Origin of the sequence: Streptosporangium sp. NBC_01469 (assembly GCF_036227305.1) — a bacterium.
Taxonomy (GTDB): Bacteria; Actinomycetota; Actinomycetes; order Streptosporangiales; family Streptosporangiaceae; genus Streptosporangium.
Window position 1 is genome coordinate 4,663,021 of record NZ_CP109465.1, and the last position, 17,028, is coordinate 4,680,048.

Below are 17,028 nucleotides of genomic sequence, written 5' to 3' on the forward strand. Positions count from 1 at the left end.
TGGGGTGACCCGAAGCGCACTTGAAGAAGGGGACGGCCGACGCGCATGAGCGTGATGAAGAGACTTTCGCTGATCTTCAGGTCCAAGGCGAACAACGCGTTGGACAAGATGGAGGATCCTCGCGAAACCCTGGACTACTCATATCAGCGCCAGCTGGAGTTGTTGCAGAAGGTGCGCCGGGGCGTGGCGGACGTCGCCACCTCGCGCAAGCGCGTGGAGCTTCAGATCAACCAGATCGAGGCACAGTCGCGCAAGCTCGAGGAGCAGGGCCGCAAGGCGCTCGGGGTCGGCCGTGAGGACCTGGCCCGTGAGGCGCTGACCCGTCGCGGCAGCCTGCAGACCCAGATCGCCGACCTCCGCGTGCAGCACGACAACCTGCAGGCCGAGGAGGAGAAGCTCACCACGGCCTCCCACCGGCTGCAGGCCAAGGTCGACTCCTTCCGTACGAGGAAGGAGACGATCAAGGCGACCTACACCGCCGCCGAGGCGCAGACGCGGATCAACGAGGCCTTCTCCGGTATCTCCGAGGAGATGGGCGACGTCGGCCTGGCGATCCAGCGTGCCGAGGACAAGACCGCCTCCATGCAGGCCCGCGCGGGTGCCATCGACGAGCTGCTGGCCAGCGGCGCGCTCGACGACTTCAGCGGGCAGCGCGGCGACGACATCCAGGCCGAGCTCGACCGCATGGGCGGCGGGCACGACGTGGAGCTGGAGATCGCGCGGATGAAGGCCGAGCTGGGCCAGGGGCCCGCGCCGCAGGGCGCGATCACGCCCGGATCGGCTCAGCCCCAGCAGCAGCCCCAGCAGCCGCCGCACTCCCAGCAGCCGCAGTCCAACCAGACGCAGCAACTGCGCCAGCCGGGGGAGGGCCTGTGATCGTCCGCATCATGGGGGAGGGGCAGATCGACATCGCCCCCGCCGACCTCGACGTGCTGAACACGCTGGACGCCGAGCTGGAGGCAGCCATCGAGGCCGGCGAGGAGGAGACCTTCCGGGTGCGGCTGCACGCCCTGCTCGACAAGGTCCGCCACGTCGGCAAGGCGCTGCCCGACGACAGCCTGGAGTCCTCGGAGCTGATTTTGCCTCCGGCCGACGCATCCATGGACGAAGTGCGGGAGATGCTCGGCAACGAGGGGCTGATTCCCGGCTAGCTTGGGCATATGGCACAAACCCGGTTCGCCCCGGACCGGGGCCTGACCAGGCGCATGGTGGTCACCATGTTCCTGCTCGGACTGCTCTACGTGGTCTTCGTGGCCGTGTTGATCGCGTTGGGCGTCCGGGCCGTCGTGGTGCTGGTGATCGCCGGCGGCATCCTGCTCGTGCAGTACTTCATGTCCGACCGCATCGCGCTGTTCGCGATGCACGGGCGTGTCGTCTCCCCGCAGGAGGCCCCGGAGCTACACGGCATGATCGACAGGTTGTGCGCCCTCGCCGACATGCCCAAACCACGGGTGGCGATCGCCGACTCGGACGTCCCGAACGCGTTCGCCACCGGCCGTAACCAGAAGAACTCCGTGGTCTGCGTGACCACGGGGTTGTTGCGCCGCGTCGACGGCGGCGAGCTGGAAGGCGTGCTGGCCCACGAGATGTCCCACGTGGCCCACCGCGACGTCGCGGTCATGACGATCGCGTCCTTCCTCGGCATCGTCGCCGGGCTGATGACCAGGGTCGCGCTCTACAGCGGCCTCGGCGGGCGCGGGCGCGACGACAGGGGCGGCCTGCCGATCGGCATGATCATCCTGCTCGTCTCGGTCCTGGTGTACGCGGTCAGCTTCCTGCTCACCCGTGCCCTGTCGCGCTACCGCGAGCTGGCCGCCGACCGTGCGGGAGCGCTGCTCACCCAGCGCCCCTCCGCCCTGGCCAGCGCCCTCGTCAAGATCAGCGGTGAGATGGCCCGCATCCCGACGAAGGATCTGCGTGAGGCCGAGCCGTTCAACGCGTTCTTCTTCGCGCCGGCCCTGTCCGGCAAGGCGGGCCTGGCCGCGCTCTTCGCGACCCACCCGCCGCTGGAGCGGCGCCTGGAACAGCTCAACGGGATCTCCGCCCAGCTCGGGCAGGGCGGGTGACCGGACACCGGGCCGCGGAAGGGCCGAAGGGGCCGGAGGGGCCGGAGGGGCTCGAGGACCCCGGCCCGGAGCCGCTCGACGGGCGCGGGTGACCGGACACCGGGTCGCGGATGGCTCTTAGAGCTCTAAGAGCTCAGAGGACTCGGGGACTCGGGGACTCGGGGACTCGGAGAGCTCAGGGGGAGTGATCTGATGCGCTGGTGGGATGTGCTGATGGGGCGCAGTGAACCGGCCAGGGCCGACCTGGACGCGCTGTTCGCGCTGCCCTCGGCCGCGGTGACCCTGCGGGCCGCCACCGATCTGGCGCCGACGGGCGTGGGGGCGGTCTGCTTCCGCTCGGCCGAGGGCGGGGCGTTCGCCGAGCTGGAGCGCGACATCACCGAGTTGCTGAACGCCGGAGGCGGCCCCCCGGTGGAGGTGTCGAAGGACTCCTTCGGCTACACGTGGCTGCTGGTGCGCCGTACCCCCGACATGCTCGGTGACCTGGTCACGGACCTGCACGCGGTCAACTCCTCCCTCGAGGGGGCGGGTTTCGGCCCCTCCCTGCTCTGCTCGCTGGTCTCCTTCGCCGCCCCCGACGGCCGCGGGCTCGCCCTGGTCTACCTCTACAAGCAGGGCACCTTCTACCCGTTCGCCCCGCTGCCCGCCGAGCAGGGGGCGGGGCGGGAGCAGCGCAGGGACAACGCGCTGGAGCTGCAGGTACGCGGCGCGATCGGCGGCGAGCTGGAGATCGAGCCCGATCTCGGCCGCTGGTTCCCCCTCTGGGGTGCGCCCGGTCTCTGAGAGGTCCTCCCGCCTGGGGTGCGCCAGGCCTCTGAGAGGCACTCCCGCGAAGCCCTTCCCGTAAGGCCTCTCCGCGCGATTCGCGAGGCTTCTGGAGCGTGCCAGGATGGCCCGTCCGGCTTGCGGTTTGATGTACGTCCTGTGACCCTTTGCCCCCACAATGGGACCGGAAATCCATCACGGGAGAAGGGGGTGACCATGGCGGACCTCGCGTCCTTGCGGCCCGGGGATCCCGAGCAGGTGCGGGAGTACCGGCTCACCGCCCGGCTCGGCGAGGGAGGCCAGGGAACGGTTTACCTGGGCGTTTCCCCGACAGGGGCGCGCGTCGCGGTCAAGTTGCTCCGCGCGGATCTCACGCAGGACGAGGAGGCGATGGAACGCTTCGTCCGCGAGGTCAGCACGACCCAGCGTGTCGCGCCCTTCTGCACCGCCGCGGTGATCGACACGGGGGTCGACCGGCATCGCCCGTACATCGTGAGCGAGTACATCGACGGCCCGACGCTCGACGCGGTCGTGACCACCGAGGGCCCGCGCGAGGGCGCGGGACTGCACCGTCTGGCGATCGGCACGGTCACCGCGCTCGTCGCGATCCACCAGGCGGGGATCGTGCACCGCGATTTCAAGCCGTCCAACGTGCTGCTGGCCTCCGACGGCCCCCGAGTGATCGACTTCGGCATCGCCAAGGCCCTCGACCGGACCTCCACGCTGACCGCGATGGCGATCGGGACCCCTTCGTACATGACCCCCGAGCAGCTGGCCGGGGAGAACGCGGGATCGCCCGCCGACATGTTCGCGTGGGGCTGCACGATGGTCTTCGCGGCCACCGGGCAGCCGCCGTTCGGCACGGACAGCCTTCCGGCGATCTTCAACCGGATCATGAACATGGAGCCGGACCTGGGGGCGATCACCGACCCCGCGCTGCGCGACCTGGTCGGGCAGTGCCTGTCCAAGGACGCCGCCCAGCGGCCCGCGGCGGGTGAGGCGCTGCTGCGGCTGCTCGGCCACGCGGGCGGCACGGGAGGCGCGGCCGCGACCGGTGCCGCGCCGCCCACCGCGCCGCGCGGCATCCTCGCCGAGGGCTCGGCCGCCGCGGCGCAGCGGACCGGCCCCGGCCCCGGCGAATACCCGGGCGGGAACGATTACCCGGGCGGGAACGATCCCGGGCACACCGTGTACGGGCAGCGGCGTCCGGGGGGCGACGAGCACGCCCAGCGGCAGCACTCCGGGCCGCAGCCCTTCGCCCAGCACGGGCCCGGCGGGGGATACCCGGCGCAGGGCCCGCAGGGCGGTCCCGCCGGCCACCCACAGCAGTCGGACCCTCGCGGCCACGCCCAGCACTTCCAGCAGTCGGACCCCCGCGGCCACGCCCGGAATCCCCAGCAGTCGGACCCCGGCGGTCATGCCCAGCGGAGCGGGCCCCACGGTCACCCGCAGCAGGGGCCGGCCCCCACGCGGCCCTTTTCCGGCGGGTATCCCGGCCCCGACGGCTACCCCCCGCAGGGCCCCGGGCACCCGCCGCCCGGATATCCGGGGCACCCCGGACCCCAGCCCTACGGCGGTCCTGCGACCTTCCCCTCCTCCGAGGGCGACTCGTACCGGAACCCCGGACCACCGGCGTACCCGGGGCGGGCGGACCCCGACCGGCGCGGGCGCGGGGCGTGGCCGGCGATCGTGGGGGGCGTGCTGGTCACCGCCCTCGTGGCCGGGGGCGTCGTGCTGGTGCTGCGCGGCAACACCGCCGAGACGCCCGGAACCATCCGGGCGGAGGGCACGAAGGGCGCGAGCACCCCGGCCCCCACGGCTCCGACGGTGCCGGAGGCCACCAGCACGATCAAACTGCCCGGCAGCTCGCTCACCCTCCACGAGAGCGACCAGGACCCGATCAGGCTGAGCTCCTACAGCCTCGACTGGGACAAGACCCTCTACGTTCGCAGGCAGGGCACCGAGCGGTTCGCCAAGAACGACAAGTACTTCCAGTACACGGTGAACGCCGAGGGCACCCAGGCGCTGGGCACCGACCGGATGTACGACGCGCAGAGCTACGCGGTCGTGTCGATCGTCGATCATCGATCCGGCGCGGCGAGTAGGATCAGGATCACCAAGGCGCCGATCTACCCGACGCTGCCGCAGTGGTCGCCGGACGGCAGGCGCGGCCTGGTGACCCTCTACGAGGCGGTCGGCGACATCAGCAAGGAGTACGGCTTCGCGATCATCGACGTCGCCACGAAGAAGGCGAGGGTCGTCCGCGTGAAGGAGAAGGACGCGGGCAAGTGGAGCTATTTCTGGCGGGGCGACGGCCGGGCCGTCGGCACCTGGGCGCTGACCGGCAAGACCCAGCGCATCCGCTTCTACGACACGCAGGGCACCGTGCTGCAGACCCTGCTGGACGTGGGCACCCCGATCACGGTCGAGGGCGACGACATCTCCCCGTCCGGCTCGTCCCTGCTGACGTACTGCAAGGAGAGCAAGAAGGAGATCTGCGTCTGGTCCACCGGCTCCGACGCCCCGGCGAAGGTCCGGATCCCGTTCGAGACGGAGCGGCTCATCGGCTGGTACGACGACGAGCACATCGCGGGCTGGCGGCGCAAGGGCTCCGGCCACGAGGCGGTGGTGTTCGACTTCAAGGGGAAGGTGCAGCGGTTGCTGGCGACCAGCACCGACGCCAAGGAGTACGAAAAGCAGTTCATGCGCTTCACGCGAGAGGGTTGACATGAGGGAGTGGACCCACGACGAGCACGCCGCGGCCGTCGCCGCGGAGATCGCCCGGATGGCCGACGTCCTGCGGGGGCGTGACATGTCCGTCTCCGTGCTGACCTGTCCCGGCTGGGATCTGGCGAGGCTCGCCGCCCACACCGGAGGCGTGCACCGGTGGGCGGCCGCGATGGTGCGCGACCTGACCGAGCGGCGCTACGACCGCGACGGCATGGACATGGGCCTGCCCGCCGACCCGGGCGATTATCCCGCCTGGCTCGGCGAGGGCGCCGCCTTCCTGCCCGAGGCGCTGCTGTCGCAGGACCCGCAGGCGCCGATGTGGACCTGGGGCGGGGAGAAGCGGGTGCGGTTCTGGTCGAGGCGGACGCTCCACGAGACCGTGGTGCACCGGGTGGACGCCGAGCTCGCGCTGGGCGTCCCGGTCACGATCGACGAGCACGTGGCGGCCGACGGGGTCGAGGAGTTCCTCGACATCCTGCCGTACGTCAAGTGGAACCCGGACGTGGCCGAGCTCAGGGGCGGGGGCGAGACGATCTCGCTGCAGGCCGACACCGGAGCCGGATGGGTGATCACCCTTGACCCCGACCGCTTCCACCACCGGCGGTCCCTGCAACCGGGCACCGTGACCGTGCTCGCCGCTACGTCGGCCGACCTGCTCCAGGTCGTGTGGGGGCGGCGCAGCCCCGACGACTACGCCATCGAGGGCGACGGCGGGCTGCTGGGCTGGTGGCGGGGGCTCGCCCGGATCTAGGCCGCGTCCACCGCCCGGACCGGGTCCCCGTCAGATCCCGATGCGGCCGGGAAACCGGATCCCGGTCAGATCCCGATGCGGCCGGGAAACCGGGTCCCCGTCAGATCCCGATGCGGTCCCGATCCGGTCAGGATCAGCCCCGGATCCACCCCGGCCGAACGCAAAACACCCGCCCGGGATTCGGCCAAGACACGACAGGGCCCGCGCAGGGCTCGCCGCCGCGACCGCGGCCCCGTGGTGCCATGACTTTATGATCAAGATGTCTCAGGCGGCCGCCTTGGCCGTGCTCGTCTCCACGGGGCTGTTCCTTGCCGGCCTGTCCGGCGGCACCGCGCTCGCGGACTCCGAGCCCTCCGCGGTGACCGTGGAGAGGAGTCGTCCCCAGATCACGGTCGTGGGCGAGGGGAGCATCTCCGCCACCCCCGACATCATGCGGCTGGACACCGGCGTCGAGGTGCGCCGCCCCACCGCCGGGGCGGCGTTCACCGACGCCCGTACCGCCGCCGCCGCCCTGACGCGGGCGCTGCTCGCGACCGGGATCGCGGCGGAGGACCTGCGGACCGACGAGTTGACCCTCAGCCCCGAGTACAAGGAATATCCCACGATCTCCGGCTACCGGGCCACGCAGGGCGTCGAGGCCGTGGTGCGCGACATCGACGACGCGGACGACGTGGTGGACGCGGCGGCCACTGTCGGAGAGGCGGTCCGGTTCGACGGTGTCACCTTCGAGGTGTCCGACAACCACGCGCCGCTCAGGCTGGCGCGCGAGGCGGCCTTCGAGGACGCCAGAAGCCGCGCCACGCAGTACGCCGAGCTCGCGAGCCGCGGGCTCGGCCGCGTCATGGAGATCAGCGAGCAGAGCGTCACCCCGCCGACGCCGGTCCGCGGCTTCGCCGGGATCGCCGACAAGGCGTCGATCAGCCCCGGCCGCCGGAACGTGTCCGTCAGCGTCAGGGTGGTCTACGAGCTCGAATAGGCCCCGCTCACGCGGTGCTCCCCCGACCCCGGGTACGCGACAGGTCCCCGGCACGCGACGGGCCCCGGCGGGTCACCACCCGCCGGGGCCCGTCCACCCTGAGATCGGGGCGGAGCCGCAGGACACCCGGACCCGGCCGGGGGCCGGGGTCTCGTCGTCAGGTCAGGGCCGGAATCAGGGCAGGGCCAGCATCCGGTCCAGGGCGACCCCGGCCCAGTGGGCGGTGTCGTCGTCCACGGTGATCTGGTTGACGACCTGGCCGGAGGCGAGCGACTCCAGCGCCCACACCAGGTGCGGGAGGTCGATCCGGTTCATCGTCGAGCAGTAGCAGACCGTCCGGTCCAGGAACGTCACGTTCTTGTCGGGGAACATGGCGCCGAGCCGCTTGACCAGGTTCAGTTCGGTGCCCACCGCCCAGGAGGACCCGGCCGGAGCCTCCTCGAGCTTCTTGATGATGTACTCGGTCGAACCGACGTGGTCGGCCTTGGTGACGACCTCGTGCCTGCACTCGGGGTGGACCAGCACGTTGACGCCGGGGATGCGGGCGCGGACGTCGTCCACGCACTCGGCGCTGAAGCGGCCGTGCACCGAGCAGTGCCCCTTCCACAGGATCACCTTGGCGTTCCCGAGCTGCTCGGCGGTGAGGCCGCCGTTCGGCCGGTGCGGGTTGTAGACGACGCAGTCGTCCAGCGACAGGCCCAGCTCCAGCACCGCGGTGTTGCGGCCCAGGTGCTGGTCGGGAAGGAAGAGCACCTTCTCCCCGCGCGAGAAGGCCCACTCCAGGGCGCGCCTGGCGTTGGAGGAGGTGCACACGGCACCGCCGTTGCGCCCGCAGAACGCCTTGATGTCGGCGCTGGAGTTCATGTAGGTGACGGGGACGGTGACCCCGGCGATCCCCGCGTCCTCCAGGGCCTCCCAGCACTCCTCGACCTGGTCGAAGGTGGCCATGTCGGCCATCGAGCACCCGGCCGCGAGGTCGGGCAGCACGACCTTCTGGGAGCTCGAGGTGAGGATGTCGGCGGATTCGGCCATGAAGTGCACACCGCAGAAGACGATGTACTCGGCGTCGGGGCGGGCCGCGGCCTCCTTGGCGAGTTTGAACGAGTCGCCGGTCACGTCGGCGAACTGGATGACCTCGTCGCGCTGGTAGTGGTGGCCCAGCACGAAGACCCTGTCGCCGAGCGCCGCCTTGGCCCTCCTGGCGCGCTCGACGAGCGCCGGGTCGGAAGCGGACGGCAGCTCGCCGGGACAGTCGACGCCGCGCTCGCTGTGCGGATCGACACCCTTGCCGAGGACGAAGAGCGGAAGCCCGGTCTCGGTGGTCGTCATGGCCACACCCCCTTATCGTCGAAGTGACGACTAATGATGACACACGGGATTGGGGCTTTATTCCTGGGGAGGGGGTTTTGTCCAAAGGCGGATGGTTCTGGCGGCTGAGGAATGTGTGCCGGGGGGCGGGTGTTGGTAGCGTCTGAGAAGGACGTCATTAACAGACAGCCGTTCCCGGGGAGCGGCTGACGCAGACGCGGGAGTCACCAACATGTCGGTTGAGAGCAGCGAGACCACGGCGCAGGGCCTGATCCTCAGTTCCGCGGCCGCGGCGAAGGTCAAGAGCCTGCTGGAGCAGCAGGGCGAGGAGGGTCTCCAGCTGCGCGTGGCCGTGCAGCCCGGTGGCTGTTCCGGCCTGCGCTACCAGCTCTTCTTCGACGACCGTTCGATGGACGGCGACGTCGTCTCCGACTTCGACGGCGTGAGCGTGGTCACCGACCGGATGAGCGCCCCCTACCTCGTGGGCGCCACCGTCGACTTCGTCGACACGATCGAGAAGCAGGGCTTCACGATCGACAACCCGAACGCCGGCGGCTCGTGCGCCTGTGGTGACTCGTTCAACTAGGCGAGTCGAACAGGCGAGAACGCCCGGCCCCGCGGGGTGACATTGGTCACCCCGCGGGGCTTTCGCGCGCGCGATCGGGGTAGCACGCAGGAACGAGCGAGACGCGAGGAAGGTCGCGTATTCTTGCGTGGCTCATCTTCCCGCGTGGCTCAATCGCCCGCGTTCCCAGAGATGCTGACAACGAGGAGAAGAACCCCGTGCGCATCGCCGTCACCGGCTCAATCGCGACCGATCAACTGATGACCTTCCCCGGCCGCTTCAGCGACCAGCTCATCGCCGATCAGCTCGACCGGGTTTCCCTGTCGTTCCTCGTGGACGACCTGCAGGTCCGCCGCGGCGGCTGCGCGGCCAACATCGCGTTCGGAATGGGCTGCCTGGGGCTCAGTCCCATTCTGGTCGGCGCGGTCGGCGCCGACTTCGCCGACTACCGCTCCTGGCTGGAGCGTCACGGCGTCGACTGCGACTCCATCCACGTCTCCGAGACGCACCACACCGCCCGCTTCCTGTGTACGACCGACGACGACCACAACCAGATCGCCTCGTTCTACACCGGCGCGATGGCCGAGGCCCGCCTCATCGAGCTCGGCCCGGTGGCCCAGCGGGTCGGCGGCCTGGACCTGGTGCTGATCAGCCCCAACGACCCCGAGGCGATGCTCAGGCACACCGCCGAGGCGCGTCAGCGCGCGATCCCGTTCGCCGCCGACCCCTCCCAGCAGCTCGCCCGCATGCCCGGTGAGCAGATCCGCGAGCTGGTCGACGGCGCCGCCTACCTGTTCGGCAACGACTACGAGAAGGGCATGATCGAGCAGAAGACCGGCTGGAGCGACGAGGAGATCCTCGACCGGGTCGGCGTCCGCGTCACCACGCTCGGTCCCAAGGGCGTGGTCATCGACCGCAAGGGCGAGCCGTCCCTGCACGTCCCCCCGGCGCCCGAGCTCGGCAAGGCCGACCCCACCGGGGTGGGCGACGCCTTCCGCTCCGGCTTCCTGGCCGCCCTGGCCTGGGGCCTGTCCCCGGAGCGCTGCGGCCAGGTCGGCAACCTCACCGCCACCCACGTCCTGGAGCGTGTCGGCGGACAGGAGTACGAGCTCGGCCAGAAGGTCTTCCTGGAGCGCCTCGCCAGCGCCTACGGCGCCGACGCCGCCGCCGAGGTGGCCGCCTTCGTGAAGTGCCACCACGCCTGAGCCGCCACGGCTCCGGGGCCTCTCCTGAGCCGCCACGTCCCGGCGTCCTCCCGGCGTCCTCCCGGGGTCCCGCTTCCCGGGACCCCGCTTTCGGAACCACGCTTCCGAACCGCCGATCGGACCACCGGCCGGGCCGACGCCCGGCGGTGGCCCGGCCGCTGCCGGACGCCCGCGCGGGGCGGGTGTGCCGGGTGTGCGGGTGCTCGCGTGAGCGGGTGTGCGGGTGCTCGCGTGAGCCGGGTGCGCCGGGGGTCAGCCGCTCGCGTAGACGCGGTGCACGAACTCGGCCAGCTTGTCGTCGGGCAGTTTCCTGGCCAGGTCCGCCTCGGTGATCATGCCGACGATGCGGCCGTCCTCGATCACCGGTAGTCGCCTGATCCGGTTCTGCTCCATCTTGGCCAGAGCCTCCTCGACGCTCGCGTCCGCGGACACCCAGACCAGGCCGGTGGCCAGGTCTCCCGCGGTCATCGTGGAGGGGTCCAGGCCGTGTGCCACGCACCTGACCACGATGTCGCGGTCGGTGATGATCCCCTTCAGCCGGTCGTCGCTGCCGCAGATGGGCAGCGCGCCCACGTTCATGTCCCGCATCATCTGCGCCGCCCGGTCGAGTGTCTCGTGTGCCTCGACGCACCGGACCCCGGCGTGCATCAGATCTCTGGCCGTCTCACCGCTCATGCCGTCCCCCCGAACCGTTTGGCGTATTTTCGGGGAGGGTCATACCCAATTTCAGGACATGTCAGTAATTGCGGCGTACGTGGATGGCCCAGCCGCGCTCCGGGAGCTCGTAGCTGCCCACGTGGTGGTGCGACTTCAACCGGCACCAGGCCGGGATGTCGGTGAAGGCGGCCGGGTCGTCGGCGAGGACCGCGACGATCTCGTTGCGCGGCACGTCGTTGATCTGCGCCGCCAGCATGATGATCGGGATCGGGCACTTCTTGCCCAGCGCGTCGATCGTGAGGGCCGGGGGCCGCGCCGATCCCGCCGGAGTGGCCTGGCTGGACGTCATCACGTCTTCACTCCCCGAATGTTGATCAAAGCTTGACCCCCGCCTCCTCGCGGATCCTCCGCACCGTGTCCGGCAGAAGGGCGAGAAAACGGTCGACATCTGTCGCCGAGGTGCCCCGGGGTAGCGAAACGCGGACGTTCCCGTGCGTGAGCACGCCCATGGCCTCCAAAACATGCGACGGACGAAGCGTACTCGCCGTGCAGGAGCTGCCGGACGATACCGAGAACCCAGCCTTGTCGAGTTCCGTTAGCAATGCCTCACCTTCCACATAAAGACACGAAAAGGTGACAATATGCGGTGCTCGTACGACCGGATCGCCGATGACCTCGACGTCCGGGACCAGCCGGGGCACCTCGGCCCTGACACGGTCCACGAGCGCCGAGAGCCTGGCCGACTCCAGGGCCGACTCGGTCACCGTGGCGCGCAGCGCGGCGGCCGCCGCGACGACCGCGGGGACGTTCTCGAATCCGGGGACCCGGCGGCGCTCGCGGTCGTCCTCGGGCAGCGGGGTACGCCACCGGGTGCCCTTGCGGACCACCAGCACGCCGACCCCGGCGGGACCGCCCCACTTGTGCGCGCTGGCGGCCAGCACCGACCAGCCGGGGGGCAGCGGCATCCTGCCCGCCGTCTGGGCCGCGTCCACCAGCAGCGGCACCCCCGCCTCCGCGCACGCCGCCGCCGCCTCGGCGACCGGCTGGAGCGTGCCGACCTCGTGGTTGGCGCTCTGCAGGCAGGCGAGGGCCGTGCCCTCGGCGCGGACCGCCTCGCCGAAGGCTCCGGGGTCGACCGCGCCGGTGATGCCGACGCCGACCGTCTCGACCGAGCCGCCGTCGCGCTCGTGGATGCCCGCCGCGTGCAGCACGCTGGAGTGCTCCACGGCCGAGGTGACCAGGCGGCGGCCGGTCCTGCGGCGGCCGTGCAGGGTGCCGAGGACGCCCAGGTGCACCGCCTGGGTGCCGGAGGAGGTGAAGGAGACCTCGTCCGGCCTGACGCCCAGGGCCTCGGCCACCTCGGTCCTCGCCTGTTCCAGTAACATCCTTGCCCGGCGGGCGGAACCGTAAAGTCTCGCGGGGTCGGCCCAGCCGACGTCGAGGGCCGCGATCAGAGCCTCGCGCGCCTGGGGGTGCAGCGGCTCCGTGGAAGCCGCGTCGAAGTACGCCACGTCCCAATCGTCGCACCACGCGCGGTGCGTGCGGGGGCTGCGGGGGAGGGCGAGGGGTGTGCGCGCTAATGTGTCCCCCAGCGTGAAGCTGTGAACTACGAAATCTTGAACGTGAACAAACGACCGCCCAGGAGTGACTCCTGGGCTTCATCTGTGGGGTAGGCGATCCGTGAGTCCGACCCGCCGTTCTGCACGGCGTCCGTTGGCCCGCCGCCGGGTGCCACGCGCTGCCGCTCTGGCGCTGCTGCTGGTTTCCCTGACGGCGTGCAGTGCCGAAGACTGGTCCCGAGCCGGCTTGCCCGAGGGCGTCACCAAGCAGTCCGAAGCCGTCCAGAGTCTGTGGAACGGATCGTGGATCGCCGCCCTCGCCACCGGTGTGGTCGTGTGGGGCCTGATCCTCTGGTCCGTTGCCTTCCACCGCAAGAAGAAGAACTCCAAGGAGGAGCTGCCGCCCCAGGTGCGGTACAACCTCCCGATCGAGATCCTCTACACGGTGGTGCCGATCATCATGGTCGGCGTTTTCTTCTTCTTCACCGCGCGGGACCAGAACTACATCACCAGCATGTCCGCCAAGCCCGACGTGACGGTCAAGGTCGAGGGCTTCCAGTGGAGCTGGCGCTTCACCACGGACTACAACGGCAAGACCGCCCAGGTGGTCGGCCAGCCCGCCGCCGACTACACCAAGGGGCCGCAGCTGGTGCTGCCGGCCGGTAAGAAGATCAGGTTCGATCTCCACTCGCCGGACGTCATCCACTCCTTCTGGGTCCCGGCGTTCCACTTCAAGCTCGACGTGATCCCCGGGGTGAACAACAAGTTCGAGGTCGAGACCTTGGACAAGCCCGGTGTCTACGCCGGCCGCTGTGCCGAGCTCTGCGGCGTCGACCACAGCCGGATGCTCTTCTCGGTGAAGCTCGTGCCCCCGGCCGAGTTCGACCAGTACATCGCTAGCCAGGCGGGTGCCCAGTGACCGCACTTAACGAACCCCTCGTCCTCTCCCCGGTGCCGACCCGCAAGGGTTCGATCATCACGAAGTGGGCGTCGTCCACCGATCACAAGATCATCGGACACCTTTACCTGATCACCTCGTTCATCTTCTTCCTGATCGGCGGCGTCATGGCGCTGATCATGAGGGCGGAGCTGGCGCAGCCGGGTCTCCAGCTGACCAGCAACGAGCAGTTCAACCAGCTGTTCACCATGCACGGCACCGTCATGCTGCTGATGTTCGCGACCCCGCTGTTCGCGGGCTTCGCCAACGAGCTGATGCCCCTGCAGATCGGCGCCCCCGACGTCGCCTTCCCGCGACTGAACATGGTCAGCTACTGGCTCTTCACCTTCGGCAGCCTCATCGCCCTGTCGGGGTTCATCACCCCGGGCGGCGCGGCCAGCTTCGGCTGGTTCGCCTACACCCCGCTGTCGAACGCGATCAGCTCTCCCGGAATCGGCGGCGACCTGTGGATCGTGGGCCTGACCATCAGCGGTCTGGGCACGATCCTCGGCTCGGTGAACTTCATCACCACGATCATCTGCATGCGCGCGCCCGGCATGACGATGTTCCGCCTGCCGATGTTCACCTGGAACGTCCTGCTCACCTCGATCCTGGTGCTGATGGCCTTCCCGGTGCTGGCCGCCGCGCTGCTGGCGCTGGAGGCCGACCGCAAGCTCGGCACGCACATCTTCGACTCCCAGACCGGCGGTGCGCTGCTCTGGCAGCACCTGTTCTGGTTCTTCGGGCATCCGGAGGTCTACATCATCGCGCTGCCGTTCTTCGGCATCGTGACCGAGGTGCTGCCGGTCTTCAGCCGTAAGCCGCTGTTCGGCTACATCGGCCTGGTCAGCGCGACGATCGCCATCGCGGGCCTGTCGATCACCGTGTGGGCGCACCACATGTTCCCCACGGGACAGGTGCTGCTGCCGTTCTTCTCCTTCATGACGTTCCTCATCGCGGTGCCCACCGGGGTGAAGTTCTTCAACTGGATCGGCACCATGTGGCGCGGCCACCTGTCGTTCGAGTCGCCGATGCTGTTCTCGATCGGCTTCCTGGTGACGTTCCTGTTCGGCGGCCTGACCGGCGTCATCCTGGCCTCCCCGCCGCTGGACTTCCAGGTGTCCGACTCGTACTTCGTGGTGGCGCACTTCCACTACGTGGTCTTCGGCACCGTGGTGTTCGCGATGTTCGCGGGCTTCTACTTCTGGTGGCCCAAGTTCACCGGCAAGATGCTGAACGACACCATGGGCAAGGTGCACTTCTGGACGCTGTTCGTCGGCTTCCACACCACCTTCCTGGTCCAGCACTGGCTCGGCGCGCAGGGCTTCCCGCGCCGCTACGCCGACTACAGCCCGATCGACGGGTTCACCGACCTCAACATGGTCTCCTCGGTGGGCGCGTTCCTGCTGGGCGCCTCCACGCTGCCGTTCCTGTACAACGTGTGGAAGACCCACAAGACCGCGCCGAAGGTCACCGTGGACGACCCGTGGGGGTACGGCAACTCCCTCGAATGGGCGACGTCCTGCCCGCCGCCGAGGCACAACTTCACCTCGCTGCCCCGTATCCGGTCCGAGCGCCCGGCGTTCGACCTCAAGCACCCGTACATCCCGGCCCATGAGCTGGAGGAGAACCGATGAAGGTCCAGGGCTGGCTGTTCATCCTCTGCGGCGTCTTCTTCGCCGCCGTGGACGTCGTCTACTGGTACTGGTCCAAGGAGCCGGTCGGCACGACGGCGATGGCCATCTCGGTGGGTTTCGCGTTCATGATCGGTTACTACCTCATGTACACGGCCCGCCGCATCGGCGATCAGCCGGAGGACGACAAGCAGGGCGAGATCAGCGAGGGCGCCGGGGAGCTCGGCTTCTTCAGCCCGCACAGCTGGTGGCCGCTCTTCGTCTGCCTGGCCGTCGCGCTCAGCGCGGTCGGCCTGGTCATCGGCTGGTGGCTGTTCCTGATCGGCGTGTTCGCGATCCTGATGAGCATGATCGGTTTCGTCTTCGAGTACTACCGGGGCAACTTCTCGCACTGACCCCGCGCCTCACCGCCACCCGAGCGGGCCACGGAAAGCTTCCGTGGCCCGCTTTTTGGCGTTTATTTGGGGGTCAAGGTGGATGTCTTATGTGGTGAACCGCTTACTCCGGGTAATAACTAAATCAGTGGTTCAGTCCGGGACAGGGGAGTTCATGTGGGACACGCGATCCGTGATTCGAGCCGGGGAGCGGGACTGCTGGCCCTCGCACTGGTGACGGCCTCCTGCTCGGGAAACACCGCCGAACCGGGCGGCAAGACGTCACAGACGTCCCAGGCGCCGTCCGCCGCGGCGGCCGTCGTCACCGTGGCCCCTCTCGACAGGGCCGGCGGCGTCCCCACGGACACCCCCGTCCTGGTCGCGGCGCAGGGCGGCACCCTGAGGCAGGTCACCGTGAGGGCCGTGAAGGGCGCCAAGGGCTCCCTGCCGGGCGTTCTCAGCGCCGACGGCACACAGTGGCGCAGCCGCGGCACGGCGGCTCCAGGGGCCTCCTACGAGGTCTCCGTGACGGCCGTCAACCCGGCGGGCGCCGTCACCACCAGGACCTCCTCCTTCTCCACGGTGAAGAAGAACCAGACCTTCACGATCGAGAGCTTCATGCCGGGCAGGGACTCGACCGGCCTGACCGTCGGCGTCGGCATGCCGGTGATGATCACCTTTGACCGCGACGTCTCCGACCGGGTCTCCATCGAGCGCAACCTCCTCGTCCGCACCTCCAGGCCGGTCCTGGGGGCGTGGCACTGGTTCGACAACCGGAACGTGCACTTCCGCCCGAAGAGCTTCTGGCCCTCCGGGACCAGGGTCCGGGTCGAGGCCCGCCTCGCCGGGGTACGCGGCGGCGACGGCCTGTACGGGGCCGCGAACAAGATCGTCAACTTCAAGATCGGCCGCTCGCAGATCACCCGGGGCAGCGTCCAGTCGCACAACCTCACGGTGAAGCGCAACGGCAGGGTCGTCCGCGAGATGCCGATGAGCGCCGGGCAGGGCGGCACCTGGAAGTACCACACGACCAGCGGCGTGCACCTGGCCATGTCCCGGGAGGACGTCACCGTCATGACCTCCCCGGGCATCGGCCCCGGTTCCGCCGGCTACTACCAGCTGACCGTCTACGACACCGTCCGCATCTCCAACAGCGGCGAGTACATCCACAGCGCCCCGTGGTCGGTCGGCTCCCAGGGCAACTCCAACGTCAGCCACGGATGCGTCAACGTGAGCCCGAGCAACGCCAAGTGGTTCCTCGACAACACCCTGATCGGGGACCCGATCATCATCACCGGCTCGCCCCGCGTCCTGGAGCCCACCAACGGGTGGGGCCACTGGCAGGAGAGCTGGAAGCAGTGGCTCAAGTGGAGCAGCCTCAAGCACTTCAACACCGAGGACGTCTGACCGCGGCGTCCCCGGCATCCGCCCAGGAAGCCGGGGACGCCCGGGGCACGGCCTGAGGGGGGTTTCGGGCCTCGGCCCGTGAAAGGCCCGGAGA

Annotated in this window: 17 protein-coding genes; 13 read left to right on the forward strand and 4 right to left on the reverse strand. The window is 69.6% G+C overall.

Features of this window, described 5'->3' with window-relative positions; all coding sequences use genetic code 11:
• Window positions 1-45 precede the first annotated feature (45 nt).
• The 7 genes from OG587_RS20800 to OG587_RS20830 all read left to right on the forward strand — a co-directional run bounded on the left by OG587_RS20800 (window position 46) and on the right by OG587_RS20830 (window position 7,288).
• The gene (locus tag OG587_RS20800; RefSeq protein WP_329092756.1) at window positions 46-876 is read left to right on the forward strand and encodes a PspA/IM30 family protein; all 831 of its coding nucleotides are present in this window, start codon (window positions 46-48) and stop codon (window positions 874-876) included.
• Window positions 873-1,151: a PspA-associated protein PspAA gene (gene pspAA / locus OG587_RS20805; protein WP_329092758.1), complete on the forward strand. Its 279-nt coding sequence runs from the start codon at window positions 873-875 to the stop codon at window positions 1,149-1,151. Before OG587_RS20800 ends, pspAA begins: the two co-directional genes overlap by 4 nt.
• A 9-nt stretch (window positions 1,152-1,160) precedes the next feature.
• Window positions 1,161-2,066, forward strand: a complete 906-nt coding sequence (gene htpX, locus OG587_RS20810) for a zinc metalloprotease HtpX (RefSeq protein ID WP_329092760.1) — start codon at window positions 1,161-1,163, stop codon at window positions 2,064-2,066.
• A gap of 192 nt (window positions 2,067-2,258) precedes the next feature.
• Window positions 2,259-2,849, forward strand: coding sequence for a PspA-associated protein PspAB (gene pspAB / locus OG587_RS20815; RefSeq protein ID WP_329092762.1), 591 nt, complete (start codon window positions 2,259-2,261; stop codon window positions 2,847-2,849).
• A gap of 198 nt (window positions 2,850-3,047) precedes the next feature.
• Window positions 3,048-5,558, forward strand: a complete 2,511-nt coding sequence (locus OG587_RS20820; protein WP_329092764.1) for a serine/threonine protein kinase — start codon at window positions 3,048-3,050, stop codon at window positions 5,556-5,558.
• 1 nt (window position 5,559) lies between these two features.
• The gene (locus OG587_RS20825; RefSeq protein ID WP_329092767.1) at window positions 5,560-6,312 is read left to right on the forward strand and encodes a maleylpyruvate isomerase family mycothiol-dependent enzyme; all 753 of its coding nucleotides are present in this window, start codon (window positions 5,560-5,562) and stop codon (window positions 6,310-6,312) included.
• Between the two features lie 250 nt (window positions 6,313-6,562).
• Complete coding sequence (locus tag OG587_RS20830; RefSeq protein ID WP_329092769.1) at window positions 6,563-7,288, forward strand: SIMPL domain-containing protein; 726 nt, start codon at window positions 6,563-6,565, stop codon at window positions 7,286-7,288.
• 174 nt (window positions 7,289-7,462) lie between these two features.
• Here the strand turns inward: OG587_RS20830 and nadA are convergent, their stop codons facing one another.
• Window positions 7,463-8,617, reverse strand: coding sequence for a quinolinate synthase NadA (nadA, locus tag OG587_RS20835; RefSeq protein WP_329092771.1), 1,155 nt, complete (start codon window positions 8,615-8,617; stop codon window positions 7,463-7,465).
• 211 nt (window positions 8,618-8,828) lie between these two features.
• Between nadA and OG587_RS20840 the strand changes: the two genes are divergently transcribed.
• On the forward strand, window positions 8,829-9,182 hold the full coding sequence (locus OG587_RS20840; RefSeq protein ID WP_329092772.1) for a HesB/IscA family protein: 354 nt from the start codon (window positions 8,829-8,831) through the stop codon (window positions 9,180-9,182).
• A 197-nt stretch (window positions 9,183-9,379) separates the two neighbouring features.
• Window positions 9,380-10,366 carry a carbohydrate kinase family protein gene (locus tag OG587_RS20845; protein WP_329092774.1) on the forward strand — a complete coding sequence of 329 codons (987 nt, stop codon included), beginning with the start codon at window positions 9,380-9,382 and terminating at the stop codon, window positions 10,364-10,366.
• A 252-nt stretch (window positions 10,367-10,618) separates the two neighbouring features.
• On the opposite strand, the gene OG587_RS20850 is transcribed toward OG587_RS20845, so the two are convergent.
• The 3 genes from OG587_RS20850 to OG587_RS20860 form a co-directional block, all read right to left on the reverse strand.
• The gene (locus OG587_RS20850; protein WP_329092775.1) at window positions 10,619-11,041 is read right to left on the reverse strand and encodes a CBS domain-containing protein; all 423 of its coding nucleotides are present in this window, start codon (window positions 11,039-11,041) and stop codon (window positions 10,619-10,621) included.
• 61 nt (window positions 11,042-11,102) lie between these two features.
• A complete protein-coding gene (locus OG587_RS20855) occupies window positions 11,103-11,372 on the reverse strand; it encodes a sulfurtransferase TusA family protein (RefSeq protein WP_329092777.1) in 270 nt (89 codons plus the stop codon).
• A 25-nt stretch (window positions 11,373-11,397) separates the two neighbouring features.
• Window positions 11,398-12,534: a cysteine desulfurase family protein gene (locus OG587_RS20860; protein WP_329092779.1), complete on the reverse strand. Its 1,137-nt coding sequence runs from the start codon at window positions 12,532-12,534 to the stop codon at window positions 11,398-11,400.
• 217 nt (window positions 12,535-12,751) lie between these two features.
• On the opposite strand from OG587_RS20860, the gene ctaC reads away from it, so the two are divergent.
• From ctaC to OG587_RS20880, 4 genes are all read left to right on the forward strand, one after another.
• On the forward strand, window positions 12,752-13,501 hold the full coding sequence (gene ctaC, locus OG587_RS20865) for an aa3-type cytochrome oxidase subunit II (RefSeq protein WP_329092781.1): 750 nt from the start codon (window positions 12,752-12,754) through the stop codon (window positions 13,499-13,501).
• On the forward strand, window positions 13,498-15,156 hold the full coding sequence (gene ctaD, locus OG587_RS20870) for an aa3-type cytochrome oxidase subunit I (RefSeq protein ID WP_329092782.1): 1,659 nt from the start codon (window positions 13,498-13,500) through the stop codon (window positions 15,154-15,156). The genes ctaC and ctaD overlap by 4 nt, the downstream gene beginning before the upstream one ends.
• Window positions 15,153-15,548 (forward strand): cytochrome c oxidase subunit 4, encoded by a 396-nt coding sequence (locus tag OG587_RS20875; RefSeq protein ID WP_329092784.1) that lies wholly within the window; start codon window positions 15,153-15,155, stop codon window positions 15,546-15,548. The genes ctaD and OG587_RS20875 overlap by 4 nt, the downstream gene beginning before the upstream one ends.
• 156 nt (window positions 15,549-15,704) lie before the next feature.
• Window positions 15,705-16,934, forward strand: a complete 1,230-nt coding sequence (locus OG587_RS20880) for a L,D-transpeptidase (protein ID WP_329092786.1) — start codon at window positions 15,705-15,707, stop codon at window positions 16,932-16,934.
• Window positions 16,935-17,028: the final 94 nt, after the last annotated feature.

What these genes read in the sequence shown, in the direction of transcription:
- OG587_RS20825 (WP_329092767.1), top strand. Translation starts at nt 5,560, where the DNA reads ATGAGGGAGTGGACCCACGACGAGCACGCCGCGGCCGTCGCCGCGGAG.
- OG587_RS20855 (WP_329092777.1), bottom strand. Translation starts at nt 11,372, where the DNA reads ATGACGTCCAGCCAGGCCACTCCGGCGGGATCGGCGCGGCCCCCGGCC.
- OG587_RS20840 (WP_329092772.1), top strand. Translation starts at nt 8,829, where the DNA reads ATGTCGGTTGAGAGCAGCGAGACCACGGCGCAGGGCCTGATCCTCAGT.
- nadA (WP_329092771.1), bottom strand. Translation starts at nt 8,617, where the DNA reads ATGACGACCACCGAGACCGGGCTTCCGCTCTTCGTCCTCGGCAAGGGT.
- OG587_RS20875 (WP_329092784.1), top strand. Translation starts at nt 15,153, where the DNA reads ATGAAGGTCCAGGGCTGGCTGTTCATCCTCTGCGGCGTCTTCTTCGCC.
- OG587_RS20830 (WP_329092769.1), top strand. Translation starts at nt 6,563, where the DNA reads ATGATCAAGATGTCTCAGGCGGCCGCCTTGGCCGTGCTCGTCTCCACG.
- pspAB (WP_329092762.1), top strand. Translation starts at nt 2,259, where the DNA reads ATGCGCTGGTGGGATGTGCTGATGGGGCGCAGTGAACCGGCCAGGGCC.
- OG587_RS20800 (WP_329092756.1), top strand. Translation starts at nt 46, where the DNA reads ATGAGCGTGATGAAGAGACTTTCGCTGATCTTCAGGTCCAAGGCGAAC.
- OG587_RS20820 (WP_329092764.1), top strand. Translation starts at nt 3,048, where the DNA reads ATGGCGGACCTCGCGTCCTTGCGGCCCGGGGATCCCGAGCAGGTGCGG.
- htpX (WP_329092760.1), top strand. Translation starts at nt 1,161, where the DNA reads ATGGCACAAACCCGGTTCGCCCCGGACCGGGGCCTGACCAGGCGCATG.
- OG587_RS20850 (WP_329092775.1), bottom strand. Translation starts at nt 11,041, where the DNA reads ATGAGCGGTGAGACGGCCAGAGATCTGATGCACGCCGGGGTCCGGTGC.